The organism is Micropruina sonneratiae (assembly GCF_025972045.1).
Taxonomy (GTDB): Bacteria; Actinomycetota; Actinomycetes; order Propionibacteriales; family Propionibacteriaceae; genus Micropruina; species Micropruina sonneratiae.
Window position 1 is genome coordinate 26,098 of the sequence record NZ_JAPDHX010000002.1, and the last position, 16,643, is coordinate 42,740.

Genomic DNA, 16,643 nt, shown 5'->3' on the forward strand with positions numbered 1-16,643 from the left:
CGGGCCAGCGGCGGGCCGGCCCAAGCGGGCAGCCCTTCCGGACGGAGTGGTTGGTGCAGGGGAGACGGTTCGGGTCCGAAAGCGGACCGGAAGAACCGTCCTGTCCATCCGGAGGGGGTCCCGCCGGCCACCCCCTTGGGCGCTGCGGGCCGTCCGGCCTCGGTGGCATGCTTGGGCTGGTGAGAGGGCGAGAACGATGAACGTCGATGCCACGCCCGGCGTGCTGCTGGTGGCGAGCACCGAACTCAGCGACGGCGTGTTCGACCAGAGCGTCGTGCTGGTCCTGGACGCCGACGACTCCGGCTCCCTCGGGGTGGTGCTCAACCGCGAGGCGACCATCGACCTGCGCGGCGCGTTGCCTACCTGGGCGCCGCTGGTGAGCGAGCCGCAGGTGCTGTTCGAAGGCGGCCCGGTGTCCCAGGAGGGTGCCATCTGCCTCGCGTCGCCGCAGCGTCCGGACGAGGAACCGCCGGGCTGGCGGTCCCTGTTCGACGCGGTCGGGCTGTTGCACCTGGACACCCCGGTCGAGATCGCCGAGGGCGCCTACCGGGACCTGCGGATCTTCGCCGGGTACGCGGGCTGGGCGCCGGGCCAGCTCGAGCACGAACTCGAGCAGGGCTGGTGGCACGTCGTCCGGGCCACCTACGCCGACGTCTACGATCGCGATCCGGACACGCTGTGGCGGCGCGTGCTGCGGCGTCAGGGGGGCGACCTGGCCCTGCTGGCGAGTTGGACGGCCACCCCCGAGCGCAACTGACCCCAACGGCAGCCCCGCCCGAGCGCCCTGAGCGCCGGGCGGGTGCATCGTTGCTGCAACCCTGCTGCCGGGGTGCGTGCCCGGACTAGCCTCAGGGCGTCCAACCAGCAGCCGCGAGGGAGGCGCCGCCATGACAGAGTCGTCAGACTTCAGCCGAGGCCAGGTGCGGGCCAACGGCCTCACCTTCGAGTACGTGGAGGCCGGGGAGGGGCCCCTGACCCTGTGCATGCACGGCTTCCCCGACACCCCGTTCACCTATCGACACCTGCTACGGGAGCTGGCGGACGCCGGCTTCCACGCGGTCGCCCCGTTCGGGCGCGGGTTCGCGGCGACCCAACTGCCGCCCCTGCGGCACCACGTGCACACCAGTGTGATGGTGGCCGATCAGATCGCGCTCGCCCAGGCCCTCGGAGGGGGTCCGGACGCCGTGCTGCTGGCCCAAGAGTGAGGTGCCGTGGGGGCCTGGGGAGCGCTGGGTCGCGCCCCCGAACTGTGGGGCAGGGCGGTCATCATGAGCATTCCGCCGTTCGACATCTTCGGAGAGAACCTCTGGCACCTATTCGCAGATCAAGAAGAGCTTCTACTTCTGGTACTTCCAGATGCAGCAGGTCATCCAGAGTTGGCCGAGTTGCTGATGGTGGTTACCGATGCCGACGGCATCGTCCTGTGGCGGGCGGGCAGCCGGGTTGTCCGCCGGCGCGCCGACGGGGTCGGCTTCTCCGATGGCGCGCTGTGGACCGAACAGGTCGTCGGCACCAACGCCATCGGCACCGCCCTCGTCGAGGAGGCTCCGGTTCAACTGTTCTCGGCCGAGCACTACGCGCGCACCCTGCACAGCTGGACGTGCACCGCCGATCCCGTGCACGACCCCCGCACCGGGGAGCTGCTCGGCGTTGTGAACCTGAGCGGCGATGCCCGCACCGCGCACCCCCAGACCGTTGCCCTGGTGCGTACGGCGGTCCGGCTCGCACAGGCCGACCTGTGGCGGCAGCGGGAGGTGTCGTTGGCCGGCCTGCGAGCGCAATCGGGCCTTGCTCTCGACGCTGCGGGGCGCGGCGGTGCTGATCGACGTCGACGGGTGGGTGGCCGCCACTCAGGGCATCGCGCTGCAGGGCAGGCTGGCGGTGCCCGGCGACGGCGTCCCGATGGTCGTGCCGGGGCTGGGCGCCTGCACCGCCGAGCCGGTGCAGGGCGGTTATCTGCTGCGCAGCCGTGGGCGAATGGGGTCAGCGCCGGCCAGCTGTCGCAGGCCCGGTTCGGCGACGACCAGCACCACGTGAGCGTGCGGGCGGAGATCTCGCGGCTGCGGCGCAGCCTGGGTGGCGTGCTGCTCGCCCGCCCCGATCGGATCGCACCCAACGTCACGATCGAACCAACCCCGCCGGCCGAGGTGTTGCGGCGCCGCGGGAACACCCGCTGACACTCGGACGCCGCCGCTGCACGCTCGACGTCCACGCCGACGCGGCGGCGGCGACTACACTCGCTGGCATTCCACAACCGAGCACCGCGGACGGGGGGATGCAGTGTCGGAGGGCACGCAGCGCTTGCAACGCGTCCTGGTGGTCGACGACGACGTCGCGCTGTCGGAGATGCTGCAGCTCGTGCTGCGCGCCGACGGGTTCGACGCCGCCTGGTGCAGTTCCGGCGACCGGGCCTTCCAGACCTTCGAGAAGTACCGTCCCGACCTGGTGCTGCTCGACCTGATGCTGCCGGGCCGCGACGGGGTGGACGTCTGCCGCGACATCCGTGCGGTCTCGGGCGTCCCGATCGTGATGCTCACCGCGAAGTCCGACACCCGCAACGTGGTCGAGGGGCTCGAGGCCGGCGCCGACGACTATGTGGCCAAGCCGTTCAAGGTCAAGGAACTGCTCGCCCGCATCCGCACCCGGCTGCGCCGGCACGTGCCGACCGAGAACTCCGGCCTGTTGAGCATCGGTGACCTGACCATCAACGTCCTGGAGCACACCGTACGCCGGGGCGCCGAGCTCATCGCGCTGACGCCGCTGGAGTTCGACCTGCTGCTGGCGCTGGCCAGGCGTCCGCGGCACGCGTTCAGCCGTGAACTGCTGCTCGAGGAGGTCTGGGGGTATCGGCACGCCTCGGACACCCGCCTGGTCAACGTCCATGTGCAGCGCCTGCGCAGCAAGATCGAACACGATCCCGAGCGCCCGGAGATTATCGTCACCGTGCGCGGCGTCGGCTATCGGGCCGGGGATCCCCGCGGGGAGTCATGAGTGACGAGGCGGCCGAGCGCACCGGCCGCACCCCCTGGTCGCGGTCGCTTCCGTTCCGGGTGGTCGTCACCACGCTCGTGGCCGCCCTCACGATTCTGGCGGCCACCGGCTGGTTCCTGATGGACCAGTCCTCCCGCGGCATCCTGGACGGCCGCAAGCAGGCGAGCCTGGCCGAGGCGTCCGTGGTGTTGGACGGGATGCAGCGCGAACTGCGCACCATCAACCAGCGCACCGCCTCGATCAACGAGCGACTGACCCAGCTCGCCCGGGACGCCGCCTACCGCGGGTCGGTCGGCAACCAGTACTACGTGGTGGTCGCCGGCCCGGTCTCCGACATCGGATCGGCGGGCCTGGACTACTCCAGCGTGCCCGAGTCGCTGCGGCTGGCCGTGCTCGGCCCGGACGGGGTGTACTCCACCCCCACCGAGATCCGCTTCGCCGACGCCAGGCAGGCGGTGCCCGGGTTGGCGATCGGGGCCGCGCTCACCGACACCGCCGGCATCCGCTACCCGGTGTACTTCCTGTTCACCCAGCAGCCTGAGGCGGAAACCCTGGCGGTGGTGCAGCGGGCAACCCTGGTCGCCGGGGCGATCGTGCTGGTCGGGCTGGTGGTGATGGTGTACCTGATCGCTCTGCAGGTGCTGCGGCCGATCCGTGCAGCGCGACTGGCCGCGGAGCGGTTGGCGGCGGGCCACCTGGACGACCGGATGGCCGTGGTCGGCACCGAGGACCTGGCCGGCCTGGCCCGGTCGATGAACCACATGGCCACCGAGCTGGACCGCAAGATCACCGAACTGGAGGATCTTTCGCTGGTGCAGCAGCAGTTCGTCTCCGACGTCTCCCACGAGCTGCGGACGCCGCTGACGACAGTCCGGATGGCCGCAGACGTCCTCTACCAGCACCGCGACACCTTCGAACCGTTGGCGGCCCGCAGCACCGAGCTGCTCTCGGAGGAGCTGGACCGGTTCGAGATGCTGCTCACCGACCTGCTCGAGATCAGCCGGTTCGACGCCGGCGCCGCCGAACTCAGCGTCGACGAGGTGGACCTCAGTCAGCTGGCGTCCGACGAGCTCGCCGCCCAACGCCGGCTTGCGCAGCGGTACGGCACCCCGCTCGTGTTGGACGCCCCCGAGCCCTGCCTGGCCGAGGTGGACGTCCGTCGCATCCAGCGCATCCTGCGCAATCTCATCACCAACGCCATCGAACACGGGGAGGGCCGCCCGGTCAGCGTGCACGTCCGCGCCGACGACGCCGCCGTCGCCGTCGCCGTTCGCGACCACGGGGTCGGGTTCAGCGCGGCCCAGGCCCACCAGGTGTTCAACCGCTTCTGGCGCGCCGACCCGGCCCGGCGTCGCACCGTCGGCGGCAGCGGGCTGGGGTTGTCGATCGCGCTGGGGGACGCCCGGCTGCACGGCGGCTGGCTGAATGCGTGGGGGCGTCCGGGCCAGGGGGCGCAATTCCGGCTCACCGTCCCCAAGCACTCCGGTGGCGGCTTCGTATCATCGCCATGGCCGGTGGTGCCCTCCGACGCCCGGGTGAACGCATGAGGCGGGTGCTCGTGCCGCTGCTGGCGCTGTTGGTGCTGGCCGGCTGCGTGACGGTCCCGACCAGCGGCCCGGTCGAGCGGCACAGCCCGGCTGTCCAGCCCGCCAACCCCGGCGTCGACATCGCGCCGGTCCCGCCGGCGCAGGGGGCGTCGCCCGGCCTGATCGTGGAGGGGTTCCTGCACGCGATGGCCACCTACCAGCCCGGCTACTCGGTCGCCCGGCAGTTCCTCACCCCGCAGGCCAGCGGCGAGTGGAATCCGGAGACCGGGGTGGAGGTGTATTCGGGGGGATACCCGCCGCAGGTCAGCGGGACGGGCGTGGTGCTGACCGCGCCGTTGATCGGCACGGTGGACACCCAGGGCAGTTTCACGCCGGCCAGCACCCAGTACCACCACGACTTCGGGCTCGTCAGGGACGCCGACGGGCAGTGGCGGATCTCCCGGCCGCCGGCCGGGCTGCTGATCTCGCAGTCGCTGTTCGCCAGCACCTGGGTGCGCTCCGACGTGTGCCTGTGGGACGACTCGGGTTCCTGGCTGGTGCCGGACCCCCGGTTCGTGCCCAGCGGCACGATCGGTCTGGTGCAGACCGTGCGCGCCATCCTGGCCGGTCCTTCGCGCGGGCTCGAGGAAGCCCTGCGCGCGGGGCCCGCAGCCGACGGCTCGATCGACGTGCCGAGCGTCGCCCTCGCGGCGGATGGCGCCGCCACCGTCGACCTGACCGGCGGCGTGGACCTCCTCGACGCCGAGGCGCGCCGGTCACTGGCCGCCGAGCTCGTCTGGTCGCTCACCTCTTTGGAGGGCGTCAGCGAGGTGCGCATCCGGGGCAACGGTGCGGTGTGGGAGCTGGGGACCGCGGGCGGTGTGCTGACCACCGCCGACTTCGGTGACGGCGCCCCTCAACCGGCAAGCACCGGCGAGGGGGTGTTCCTGATCCGGGACGGCTCGATGCAGCGGGCCAGCTGGGTCGACCCGTCCGCGGACCCTTTGTCGCTGGCCCAGTCGATCGGCGGGGCGAGCGCGATCGACGCCCGCTACGACGGCGGCAGTGTCGCTGTGATCACCGACCAGGGCACCCGGGTGCGCAGCGTCGGCGTCCGCGACGGGGTGGTGCGCTCCGAGATGTCCGGTTCGCGGCTGGCGGACGTCCGCTGGGACCGTCAGGGGGAGCTATGGGTGGTGCTCGATCGTGGGCGCGGCCAGCGGATGCGGATGGTCCGCGACGGCCAGGAGATCGCGGTGGACGCGGCCGGGCTCCCGGTGGGCACGATCCGCGCGTTCTCGCCCGCCCCGGACGGCGTCCGGGTGGCACTCGTGGTGGAGAACCAGGGTCGCAGCACGTTGGGCACCGCCGCCGTCGTGCGCAGCGCCGACGGCGTGCGGTTCGTCGGCTGGCGCGAGCTGACCGGGGCGACCTGGGCGCCGAGCGGCCAGCCCGCCCTGGACGTGGGGTGGGCCGGCCCGGCCGATCTGCTGGTGCTGCTCGGCGCCGGCGGGGGAGGCGGGGCGCCGCGCGTGGTGAGCGTGGACAGTGCCGGCGCGGTGGCCACCGACGTCGGTCCGAGCGATGCCGCCGGCGCGGCGCAACTGGCCGTGTCGGCGTCGGGCCGGGCGGTCCTGCGGGGGCCGGACGGCCAGACCTGGCGCTTCGTGGACGACTTCACCTGGGAGCCGTGGCTGCAGGACGTGGACGCCGTTTCACTGCCCTGAGTGCGGTCCGCCAGTGCTGGGCCTTGTGGACAACCTCCCACCGGGGGGCGCGGCGGGGCACAGTGGGACGATGGTCTGGAGCCGGCTGCTGGCGGCGACCGCCGATCTGGCCTGGGGCGGCAGTTGCTGCGGTTGCGGACGCCCCGGCCCGGTCACCTGCCCGTCGTGTGTGGAGACGATTCGCGCCGGTGTGCCGAGACGGGTGACGGGAGCCCCCGGTCAGCCGCCGACCTGGGCGCGGGGCGCCTACGCCGACGAGCTGAGGGCGACGATCCTGGCCTGCAAGGAACGCCAGGGTCTCGGCCTGGTGCCGCTGCTGGCCGAGCTGTGCCTGGGCAGCGCCGCCGCCGCACTGAACGACACCTGGCCGGGCGGTGCCGTGCTGCTGGTGCCGGTGCCCTCCAGCCGGCGGACGGTGGCCGAGCGGGGCTTCGACCTGACCGGGCAACTCGCCCGTCGGGTGGCCCGCGGGCTGCGTCCGCTGGGCCTGGAGGTCTCCGCCGGCCGGTTGCTTCGGCTGTCCGCCGGCCGTGACCAGGTGGGGCTGTCGGCGACCGACCGGACGGCCAACCGCGCACACAGCATGCGGGTGGTGCCGGGACCGCCCGGGGCGGTGCTGGTGCTGGACGACATCGTCACCTCGGGCGCAACCCTTGCCGAGGCGTCCCGGGTTCTGCGCGCGAACAGCCGGGAGGTGCTGGGCGCGGCTGTGGTGGCAGCGACGCCCCGCCGCCGTCCGCCGCACCCGCCCTGACGTCCCGGCCGGTCATCCCGGCGGGATTTCGAGTCGCGCGTTACTCGTGCGGCAGCCCTCGTCAGTCGTTGCGGCCCAGCCCCTCGTCATTCGTGCCGCCCAGCCCTCGTCATCCCGGCGGACGCCGGGATCTCAGCGGCCCTCCATGCGCCTCAGGCGCTCTGCTCGCCCGCGGCCTCCACGTCGAGGTGGATGACGCCGTAGTCGTAGGCCTTGCGCCGGTACACCACGCTCGGGGCGCCACTGTCGGCGTCCACGTAGAGGAAGAAGTCGTGGCCGACGAGCTCCATCTCGTCCAGGGCCTGGGCCAGGGTCAGCGGGGTCGCCTTGAACAGCTTCTCGCGGACCACCAGCGGGCCGTCACCGTGCACCTCGAGGCCGGCGATCTTGCGGATCTCGGGCCGGTCCTGCTCGGGTTGGGACGCGGGGGCCAGCGGGGGGGCGCCGAACTGCTGCCCGGCGCGCAGCCCGCGGTGCACCTTGCGCCGGTCGGCGGCACGTCGCAACTGCGACTTCAGCCGGTCCAGGGCGTGCTCGAAGGCGACCGTCTTCTCGTCGGCGTTGGCCTCGGCCCGAACCACCGGTCCGCGGCTGCGCAGGGTGATCTCGACGGTGGTGGCCTGGTCGGGTTGTCGCGCGTGCGGGTTGGCCGAGACCTGCACCTCGACGCGGATCACTCGGTCCTTGAGCTTCTCGATCCCGCTGAGCCGCTCGCTGACGCGGGCACGGAAGTCGTCGCTGATCTGGCAATGCCGGCCGGTGACGAGAACGTCCACTGCTACCTCCTGGAGATCGGGCCCTGCTCGCGCAGGGATTAGGGCAAAGGCGCCCGGCTCACCCGTGTCAGCGGGTGGAGCAGCCGAGGCGCCATGTGTCCAACCTACTGATGCAACCTGAGGTTTGCCAGAGAGACGCCTGTGAGCCCGGGGGCGAGTCGCAACACAGCTGTAACACCACGCAATCTGCGTGTAACCGGGCGTGAACGCCGGGGAAACACCGAACAGCGATTGTTCTGCCATGACACTACTTGAACTGAACTCGGGCGACACCGCCTGGATTCTCACGAGCGCCGCCCTGGTGCTCCTGATGACTCCCGGTCTCGCCTTCTTCTACGGGGGCATGGTCCGCGCCAAGGGCGTGTTGAACATGATGATGATGAGCTTCATCTCGATGGGCGTCATCGGTGTGCTGTGGGTGCTGTTCGGCTACTCCATGGCTTTCGGCAACTCTGTCGGCGGGCTCGGCATCATCGGCAACCCGTTCGAGTACGCGGGCCTGGAGTCTCTCCTGACCCTCGACCCTGAGGCGAGCTACCCGGCCCTGGCCTTCGTCGCCTTCCAGGCCTGTTTCGCCATCATCACCGTCGCCCTGGTCTCCGGCGCGATCGCCGACCGCGCCTCCTTCGGCGGCTGGACCTTGTTCGCCGTCCTGTGGGGCACCTTCGTCTACTTCCCGGCCGCCCACTGGGTGTTCGCCTTCAGCAATGACGACGGCTCGGTGGTCGGCGGCTGGATCGCCAACCAGGTGCAGGCGATCGACTTCGCCGGCGGCACCGCCATCCACATCAACGCCGGTACCGCCGCACTGGCCCTGGCGTTGGTCGTCGGCCCCCGCATCGGCTTCGGCACCAAGCCGATGCGTCCGCACAACATGACCCTCGTCATGCTGGGTGCGGCCCTGCTGTGGTTCGGCTGGTTCGGCTTCAACGCCGGCTCGGCCGTGGCCGCCAACGGCCTCGCCTCGCTCGCCTGGGTGAACACCCTGGCCGCCACGGCCGCCGCCATGCTCGGCTGGCTGGTCGTGGAGAAGCTGCGTGACGGGCATGCGACGTCGCTGGGCGCCGCGTCCGGCATCGTGGCGGGCCTGGTCGGCATCACACCCGCCGCGGGTGCGGTCAGCCCGCTGGGCGCCCTGCTGCTTGGCCTGCTGGCTGGTGTGGCCTGCGCCTACGCGGTCGGCCTGAAGTTCAAGTTCGGCTTCGACGACTCGCTCGATGTGGTGGGCGTGCACCTCGTCGGCGGCCTGGTCGGCACCCTGCTGATCGGCCTGCTTGCCGATCCCGCGACCTCCGGCGATCCGGCCGAGCCGGCTGTGGCCGGGCTCTTCTACGGCGGCGGGTTCGAACAGCTGTGGCGTCAGGCTGTCGGCGCCTTCTCGCTGATGATCTTCTCGTTCGTCATGAGCTACCTGATCGCTCTCATCGTGAAGCACACCGTCGGGTGGCGGATCTCCACCGCCGACGAACTGGGCGGCGTCGACCTCGCCGAGCACAGTGAGTCCGGTTACGACCTCAGCCCGGTCTACTACTCCAGCCGGGTGCACCGCACCCTGGTGCTCAGCAAGGACGACTTCCCCGAAACCGACAAGACGGGAGCTTCGAAGTGAAGCTGGTAACTGCCATCATCCAGCCCGAGATGCTGGACCAGACCATGAAGGCCCTGGTTCGGCACGGCGTCGGCGGAATGACCATCAGCGAGGTCTCCGGCTACGGCCGGCAGCAGGGCCACGTCGAGGTCTACCGCGGCGAGGAATACACGATCGACTTCATCGTCAAGGTGCGGCTCGAGATCCTGGTCGACGACCCCGAGGTCGAGGAGGTCGTGCAGGTCATCGCCGGCGCGGCCCGCACCGGCTCGGTCGGCGACGGCAAGGTCTGGGTCCTCCCGGTCGAGAACGTCGTCCGTGTCCGTACCGGCGAGAGCGGTCTCGCCGCCGTCTGACAGGCTCCGCGGAGGCATCCTGTGGGGGACGGGACGCGGCCACGGTCACCAGCGAAGGGGTTCCGAGACGACTCGGAACCCCTTCGTCATGCTCCGGTCCGTGGGAACAGTTCCGACGGTGCAGATCTGTCGGAGGCGGTGGCTAGCATGCCGCTCATGCTCACGCCGACCTTGTCCGTGCCGCAGGCCCGACGCGTCGCGCTGGCGGCACAGGGGTTCGGACGCCCCCGGCCGCCAGGGCCGGTGACGATGCGGCATGTCCAACAGGTGATCGACACCGTCGGCCAGTTCCAGATCGACTCGGTGAACGTGGCGGTGCGGGCGCATTACATGCCGTTGTTCAGCAGGCTGGGCAGCTACGACGTCGCACTGCTCGACCGGGCGTCCGGGCGGGCCCCGCGTCGGCTCTTCGAGTACTGGGCGCACGCCGCGTGCCTGATCGACGTCACCCTTCAGCCCGCGTTCCGGATGGCGATGCGTCGGCGGAATGCCCGCGAGCGTGGTGAGGTGCGGCGAATCCTCGCCGACAAACCCGATCTGCACGATCGGGTGCTCGCCGACGTCGGCCGAGCCGGTCCGCTCACCGCCAGGCAGATCGAGAACGAAGAGACGCGCACCAGGCAGGAGTGGGGCTGGAATTGGTCCGAGGCGAAGCACCTGCTCGAGTACCTGTTCGACAGCGGCATCGTCGGCGTCGCCGCTCGCAACTCGGCCTTCGAACGGCTCTACGATCTCAATGGCCGGGTGCTGCCCAAGCCGGTACTCACGGCACCCGATCCGAGCGATGAGGAGTCCTACGACACCCTGGTCGGCCGGGCCGCCAGGGCTCTGGGTGTCGCCGACCTGAAGTCGCTGGCCGACTACTTCTACCTGCGCGCAGAGGCGGTCAAGGCGGCGGTCGCACGGCTCGAAGCCGCAGGCATCCTCGAGCCCGTCCGCGTGGCGGGGCTGCGGCAGCCGTTCTGGTTGGCGTCCGGCGTCCGTCGCCCGCGACGCCTCGCTGGGCAGGCGCTGATCGCGCCGTTCGACACGCTGGTGCATCATCGCCCGCGGGTGCTGCAGCTGTTCGACGTGCATTACCGGATCGGCATCTACACCCCGGCCGCAGCCCGCGAGTACGGGTACTACGTCTACCTGTTCCTCGCCGACGACGAGATCGTCGCCCGGGTCGACCTGAAGGCCGACCGCGCCGCCGGCGTCCTGCAGGTGCAGTCGTCGTGGATCGAGCCGTTCGCCGAGCGGCGCGGACTTCAGGTGGCGTCCAGATTGCTGGCCGAGCTACGACTGATGGCGGACTGGCTCGGACTGGAATCGGTTCGGGTCTCGGAGGCCGGCACGCTGGCAGCGCAACTCACCGCCGCCGTACGCCACTGACACGGTCAGGAGAACCCACCCCCGGTTCGGATATCGACCGTTGAGAACCGTCCCGTGGACTCAGCCTCGAACAGACCGTCAACCATCTCACCGGACGTCCGGCCGCCCGGCTGAAGCTCGTCGACCGTGGACTGGTCCGCGAGGGATATGCCGCGGACATGGTGCTGTTCGATCCCGCAACGATCGCCGACACGGCGACCTTCGAGCAGCCGCGCCAAGCCGCGGCCGGCATCGCCTGGGTGTTCGTCAACGGCACCCCCGCGATCGCCGACGGCCGGCCCATCGGGGCCAGAGCCGGACGGGCCCTGCGCCGCACGACGCAGGGCGCCCGGCCCGTCGGTTGACCCGATCTCCGGTCCGACGACACGATGCCGCGGCCCGGTCCACCACCCCAACCCTTCGAAGGAGAACGATGGACGGCTTCCTCAACTGGCTGCGGCACGACACCGCCGGCCCGCTCACACTCGCCGCGGTCGGCATCGCACTGTTGCTGTTCCTGATCATCAAGGTCAAGGTCGAGCCGTTCATCGCACTGGTCGGCACCGGCGTCCTGGTCGCGCTGGCCGGCGGTGTGACGATCGAGGCCCTGTTCGGCACGCCGATCAAGTCCTCCGACGCGCTGATCGAGAAGGGCTTCGCCGGCATCCTCGGCCACATCACCCTGATCATCGGTCTGGGCACCGTGCTGGGAGCCATCCTGGAACGTTCGGGCGGCGCCGAGGTGCTGCTCGGCAAGCTCGTCCAACTGTTCGGTGAGAAGGGGACGCCCCTGGCCATGGGATCACCGGCTTCGTGCTGGGCATCCCGGTGTTCTTCGACATCGGCATCTTCGTCCTCGCCCCGCTGATCTACGTTCCCTGGTGCGGGGCGGTCGTTCCCTGGTGCTGTGCGCGCTGCCGCTGCTGGCCGGTCTGTCGATCACCCACGCCTTCCTGCCACCCCACCCGGGACCCGTCGCGGCGGCGGGCCTGTTCCACGTCGAACTCGGCTGGATCATCGTGATGGGTCTCGCCTGCGGCATTCCCGCCTGATTCGTGGGCGGCATCCTGTGGGGAACCTGGATCGGCACGCGCATCCACATCGAGGTGCCCGAGGACCGCATCGTCGCCGAATCCGACGAGGTCAAGACCCACGAGCAGAGCCTCGGCGTTCGTCGGGGCGGTTCTTGCGGCGACCGGAGTTGGCACGGCGGTGGCGAACACCCTGTCCGCGGCGGGGCTGCCGCTGATCGTGTCGGCCTACGTAATCTCGTGCGGCATGCGGATCGCACAGGGATCGGCGACGGTGGCGATCGTCCACCGTCGGCATCCTGGCCCCGAGCCTGACCTCGGGCGAGTACACCCAGCCGCAACTGGCGCTGCTGGTGATGGCGATCTCGGCGGGTTCGATCATCGCCAGCTACGTCAACGACGGCGGCTTCTGGATCATCTCGAAGTACTTCAACATGAGCGTCAAGGAGACCCTGCAGACCTGGACGGTGCTCGAGACCGTGCTGTCGGTCGTCGGCTTCGCGATGGCGCCGCCGTTGTTCACCGTCATTCACTAGTGCGCACGCCCCGTCATCGCGGCGGGGGAGATCCCGGCGGACGCCGGGATCTTCGAGCGCGACCTACTCGGCCCGCTCGACCTGCTCGCGGGTGAGGCTGTCCGGGTCGAAGTCACGGTGCTCGACCAGCACCATCCAGTTGCCGGAGTTGTCCCTGAGCAGGGCTTCGACGCCGTAGGGACGGTCGGCGGGTTCCTGCAGGAACACCACGCCCTTGGCCTTGAGTTGCTCGTAGGTGGCGCGACAGTCGTCGACGGTGAGACCGACACCGGGCATGGCCCCGGCGTCCAGGGCTCGACGGATCGAATCCTGCAGCTCGTCGGACAGCGGCGGCCCCGGCGTGGTGAGGTGCAGGTGCAACTCGGGCTGGTTCGGGTGGACGACGGTCAACCAGCGGAAGTCCTCGCCGAGCTGGATGTCGTCGCCGACCTCGAAGCCGAGGACGTCGGTGTAGAAGGCGAGTGAGGCGTCCTGGTCCTTGACCCACACACTGATGAGGGAAACGTTGGTGATCATGCGGGGAACGCTAGCCAGCCGACCCCGGCTGGGGCTTCTCCTGCCTTGCGGTCCACTCCGGTGCGGTCTCGACCAGCCCGCGCATGAACACCTGGCAGCCGGGGATGCGCGGCGCCCCGGTCGCGGCGTAGCGGGCCTGGAACGCGCTCGGCGTCTCGCCGACGATCTCGCGGAAGCGCGAGCTGAACGAGCCCAGGCTGGTGAACCCGACGGCGTGGCACACCTCGGTGACGGTCAGATTCGTGGCCCGCAGCAGGTCCTGGGCGCGTTCGACCCGTCGCTGCGAGAGGTAGGCGGCCGGGCTGAGCCCGTAGGTGGCCGTGAACAGCCGCTGGAAGTGGAACCGGCTCAGCCGAGCGACCGCGGCCAGCTGCGCAAGGTCGATCGGCTCGGCGAAGTACCGGTCGGCGTGCTCGCGTGCTGCCCTGAGATGGACCAGGACGTCGTCGTGCGCGCGGGCGGCCGGCATCGGCCCAGTCTAGGGATCCCGCGCCGGACCACGATGACGCGGGGCGAGGGGCCTTGCGCGAGCGCCGCCCGCGACCTTCCGTGGTGGCGACTGGTCGGCGGCGTCCCGTCGGCCCACTACGATAGGCGGGAATGTCATCGACCAGGAAGTGTTGATACCGCCGTGGGTGTACTGGACAAGCTGCTGAACATGGGCGATGGGCGCAAGCTCAAGGAACTGCGCCGGGTCGCCGATCAGGTGGCGATGATCGAACCCGACTACGAGGCGATGTCCGACGAGGAGCTGCGCGCGCAGACCGACGAGTTCCGCAAGCGGCTGGACGACGGCGAAAGCCTCGATGACATCCTGCCCGAGGCATTCGCCACGGTGCGCGAAGCCACCCGGCGGGTGCTGGGCAAGCGCCCCTACGACGTCCAGGTGATGGGTGGCGTGGCGCTGCACCGGGCCAACATCGCCGAGATGAAGACCGGTGAGGGCAAGACGATCGTCGCGCTGATGCCCTCGTACCTGAATGCGCTGAGCGGCGAGGGCGTCCACATCGTCACGGTCAACGACTACCTGGCCAAGTACCAGTCCGAGCAGATGGGCCGGGTGCACCACTTCCTCGGGCTCGAGACAGGCGTGATCCTGTCCCAGATGACCCCCGCCGAGCGGCGCAAGCAGTACGCCGCCGACATCACCTACGGCACCAACAACGAGTTCGGCTTCGACTACCTGCGCGACAACATGGCGCTGTCGATCGACGACTGCGTGCAGCGCGGCCACCACTTCGCCATCGTCGACGAGGTCGACTCCATCCTGGTCGACGAGGCCCGGACGCCGTTGATCATCTCCGGCCCGGCCGAGGACAACCACGACTGGTACCCCGAGTTCGCCAAGATCGCCGCCAAGCTGGTCAAGGACACCCACTACGAGGTGGACGAGAAGAAGCGGACCGTGTCGATCCTCGAGGGTGGCATCACCGAGGTCGAGAACCGACTCGGCATCGAGAACCTGTACGAGAGCGCCAACACCCCGCTGATCAGCTACCTGAACAACGCCATCAAGGCCAAGGAGCTGTTCAAGAAGGACAAGGACTACGTCATCCTCGACGGCGAGGTGCTGATCGTCGACGAGCACACCGGCCGCACCCTGATCGGACGCCGCTACAACGAGGGCCTGCACCAGGCGCTGGAGGCGAAGGAGGGCGTCGAGATCAAGGACGAGTACCAGACGCTCGCCACGATCACCCTGCAGAACTACTTCCGGATGTACGACAAGCTCGCGGGCATGACCGGCACGGCCAAGACCGAGGAGAGCGAGTTCCAGAAGATCTACGGCCTGGGCGTGCTGCCGATCGAAACCAACAAGCCGATGATCCGGGTCGACCAGAAGGATCTGATCTACCGCACCGAGGCGGCCAAGTTCGCCGCTGTGGTCGAGGACGTCGCCGAGCGGCACGAGAAGGGCCAGCCGATCCTGATCGGCACCGCCTCGGTGGCCAAGTCGGAGATCCTGTCCAAGCTGCTCAAGAAGGCCGGCGTCAAGCACGAGGTGCTGAACGCGAAGAACCACGCGCGTGAGGCCGCGATCATCGCGCTCGCCGGACGCAAGGGCGCGGTGACCGTGGCCACCAACATGGCCGGTCGTGGCACCGACATCATCCTCGGCGGCAACTCGGAGTTCATGGCCGACGCGCAGCTGCGCGCCAAGGGCATCGATCCGGTGGCCAACCCCGAGGAGTACGAGGCGGCCTGGCCGACGGTGATCGAGGAGATCGAGGAGCAGGTCGCGGCCGAGCACGACGAGGTCGTCGAGCTTGGCGGCCTGTACGTGGTCGGCTCCGAACGACACGAGTCGCGGCGCATCGACAACCAGTTGCGCGGTCGTTCCGGACGCCAGGGCGACCCCGGCGAGAGCCGCTTCTACCTCAGCCTCGAGGACGACCTGATGCGGCTGTTCAAGTCCGACATCATCAACTGGGTGATGGTGGCGCTCAAGGTGCCCGACGACGTGCCGATCGAGAACAAGCGGGTCAGCAGCTCGATCCAGCAGGCGCAGGAGCAGGTCGAGGCGCAGAACTTCGAAATGCGTAAGAACGTGCTCAAGTACGACGACGTGATGAACCGCCAGCGGCACGCCATCTACGGCGATCGCCGGGCCGTGCTCGAGGGCGCGGACGTCGAAACCCAGCTGCGCGGCACCGTCGACTCGGTCGTCGAGCAGTACGTGCGCGGCGCGACCGAGGGCTTCGTGGAGGAGTGGGACCTGGAGCGGCTGTGGACCCAGATGGGGACGCTGTACCCGGTCGGCCTGAAGATCGAGGACTACGAGGGCGTCGACATGACCGCCGACGAGCTCGTCGAGGACTTCAAGGCCGACGCCCAGGCCGCCTACGACAAGCGTGAGGAGCAGCTCGGCAAGGACACCATGCGCGAGCTGGAGCGACAGGTGTTGCTGACCGTGCTGGACCGCAAGTGGCGCGAGCACCTGTACGAGATGGACTACCTGCGCGAGGGCATCGGCCTGCGGGCGATGGCCCAGCGCGACCCGCTGGTGGAGTACCAGCGCGAGGGCGGCACCATGTTCAACGCCATGATGGAGGCGTTCATGGAGGAGGTCGTCGGCTTCCTGTTCAACCTCGAGGTGAACGTGCAGCAGCAGCCGCAGGTCGGCCTGCAGACCGACGCGGCCGGCGTCCCGATGTCGGCCGAGGTGCTCGACGAGTTGATCGGCTCGACCGAGACCGAGACCGAGGACGAGGTCACGGCCAAGGCGGTCGCCGCCCGGGCCGAGGAGGCCGCGAAGGCACGCCCAGTGGTCAAGGCCAAGGGCCTGGGTGAGCGCAAGCAGCGGCCGGTGGCGTACTCGGCGCCGTCCGAGACCGGCGAGCCGGAGAACGTGGGCGGCGTCGACGAGGATCCCTACGCCGGGGCGTCCCGCAACGCCCCCTGCCCGTGTGGCTCGGGCAAGAAGTACAAGTTCTGCCACGGCCGCAAGAACTGATCGCAGCGGCACCTGGGATCGGGGGGACGCGTCTC

16 protein-coding genes and 2 pseudogenes are annotated in these 16,643 nt (G+C 69.9%); 15 read left to right on the forward strand and 3 right to left on the reverse strand.

The annotated features are described in order from the left end of the window. Positions 1–196: 196 nt before the first annotated feature. The 7 genes from OIE40_RS05255 (at position 197) to OIE40_RS05285 (ending at position 6,998) form a co-directional block, all read left to right on the forward strand. Positions 197–757 (forward strand): YqgE/AlgH family protein, encoded by a 561-nt coding sequence (locus OIE40_RS05255; RefSeq protein ID WP_264700747.1) that lies wholly within the window; start codon positions 197–199, stop codon positions 755–757. 130 nt (positions 758–887) lie between these two features. After that, positions 888–1,205, forward strand: a complete 318-nt coding sequence (locus OIE40_RS05260; protein WP_264700749.1) for an alpha/beta fold hydrolase — start codon at positions 888–890, stop codon at positions 1,203–1,205. Positions 1,206–1,268: 63 nt separating this feature from the next. After that, entirely contained in the window at positions 1,269–2,177 is a 909-nt protein-coding gene (locus OIE40_RS05265; RefSeq protein WP_264700751.1) for a GAF domain-containing protein, read from the forward strand. Between the two features lie 103 nt (positions 2,178–2,280). Next, positions 2,281–2,991: an MtrAB system response regulator MtrA gene (gene mtrA / locus OIE40_RS05270; RefSeq protein ID WP_264700753.1), complete on the forward strand. Its 711-nt coding sequence runs from the start codon at positions 2,281–2,283 to the stop codon at positions 2,989–2,991. Then, positions 2,988–4,538, forward strand: a complete 1,551-nt coding sequence (gene mtrB, locus OIE40_RS05275; RefSeq protein WP_264700754.1) for an MtrAB system histidine kinase MtrB — start codon at positions 2,988–2,990, stop codon at positions 4,536–4,538. The genes mtrA and mtrB overlap by 4 nt, the downstream gene beginning before the upstream one ends. Further along, the gene (locus tag OIE40_RS05280; protein WP_264700756.1) at positions 4,535–6,244 is read left to right on the forward strand and encodes an LpqB family beta-propeller domain-containing protein; all 1,710 of its coding nucleotides are present in this window, start codon (positions 4,535–4,537) and stop codon (positions 6,242–6,244) included. The genes mtrB and OIE40_RS05280 overlap by 4 nt, the downstream gene beginning before the upstream one ends. Positions 6,245–6,314: 70 nt before the next feature. Continuing rightward, positions 6,315–6,998, forward strand: a complete 684-nt coding sequence (locus tag OIE40_RS05285; protein WP_264700758.1) for a ComF family protein — start codon at positions 6,315–6,317, stop codon at positions 6,996–6,998. 152 nt (positions 6,999–7,150) lie between these two features. Here the strand turns inward: OIE40_RS05285 and hpf are convergent, their stop codons facing one another. After that, entirely contained in the window at positions 7,151–7,774 is a 624-nt protein-coding gene (hpf, locus tag OIE40_RS05290) for a ribosome hibernation-promoting factor, HPF/YfiA family (protein ID WP_264700761.1), read from the reverse strand. Positions 7,775–8,015: 241 nt separating this feature from the next. Here hpf and OIE40_RS05295 point away from each other — a divergent pair, with 241 nt between their 5' ends. The 7 genes and pseudogenes from OIE40_RS05295 to OIE40_RS05325 all read left to right on the forward strand — a co-directional run bounded on the left by OIE40_RS05295 (position 8,016) and on the right by OIE40_RS05325 (position 12,638). Continuing rightward, complete coding sequence (locus OIE40_RS05295; RefSeq protein ID WP_264700763.1) at positions 8,016–9,383, forward strand: ammonium transporter; 1,368 nt, start codon at positions 8,016–8,018, stop codon at positions 9,381–9,383. Continuing rightward, positions 9,380–9,718, forward strand: coding sequence for a P-II family nitrogen regulator (locus OIE40_RS05300; RefSeq protein WP_264700765.1), 339 nt, complete (start codon positions 9,380–9,382; stop codon positions 9,716–9,718). Before OIE40_RS05295 ends, OIE40_RS05300 begins: the two co-directional genes overlap by 4 nt. A gap of 156 nt (positions 9,719–9,874) precedes the next feature. Next, the gene (locus OIE40_RS05305; protein WP_264700767.1) at positions 9,875–11,092 is read left to right on the forward strand and encodes a winged helix-turn-helix domain-containing protein; all 1,218 of its coding nucleotides are present in this window, start codon (positions 9,875–9,877) and stop codon (positions 11,090–11,092) included. 59 nt (positions 11,093–11,151) lie between these two features. After that, positions 11,152–11,436 (forward strand): annotated as a pseudogene (locus tag OIE40_RS05310) (amidohydrolase family protein); the annotation flags it as partial. Positions 11,437–11,504: 68 nt separating this feature from the next. Beyond that, positions 11,505–11,939, forward strand: a complete 435-nt coding sequence (locus OIE40_RS05315) for a GntT/GntP/DsdX family permease (protein ID WP_264700768.1) — start codon at positions 11,505–11,507, stop codon at positions 11,937–11,939. A gap of 13 nt (positions 11,940–11,952) precedes the next feature. Continuing rightward, on the forward strand, positions 11,953–12,123 hold the full coding sequence (locus tag OIE40_RS05320) for a GntP family permease (protein ID WP_264700770.1): 171 nt from the start codon (positions 11,953–11,955) through the stop codon (positions 12,121–12,123). Between the two features lie 160 nt (positions 12,124–12,283). Next, positions 12,284–12,638: pseudogene (locus OIE40_RS05325) on the forward strand (GntT/GntP/DsdX family permease). Positions 12,639–12,701: 63 nt separating this feature from the next. Here OIE40_RS05325 and OIE40_RS05330 read toward each other — a convergent pair. Both OIE40_RS05330 and OIE40_RS05335 read right to left on the reverse strand, forming a co-directional pair. After that, on the reverse strand, positions 12,702–13,154 hold the full coding sequence (locus tag OIE40_RS05330; RefSeq protein WP_264700771.1) for a VOC family protein: 453 nt from the start codon (positions 13,152–13,154) through the stop codon (positions 12,702–12,704). 10 nt (positions 13,155–13,164) lie between these two features. Then, the gene (locus tag OIE40_RS05335) at positions 13,165–13,623 is read right to left on the reverse strand and encodes a helix-turn-helix domain-containing protein (RefSeq protein WP_264700773.1); all 459 of its coding nucleotides are present in this window, start codon (positions 13,621–13,623) and stop codon (positions 13,165–13,167) included. A gap of 162 nt (positions 13,624–13,785) precedes the next feature. Between OIE40_RS05335 and secA the strand changes: the two genes are divergently transcribed. Then, the gene (gene secA, locus OIE40_RS05340; RefSeq protein WP_483403791.1) at positions 13,786–16,608 is read left to right on the forward strand and encodes a preprotein translocase subunit SecA; all 2,823 of its coding nucleotides are present in this window, start codon (positions 13,786–13,788) and stop codon (positions 16,606–16,608) included. Positions 16,609–16,643 lie beyond the last annotated feature (35 nt).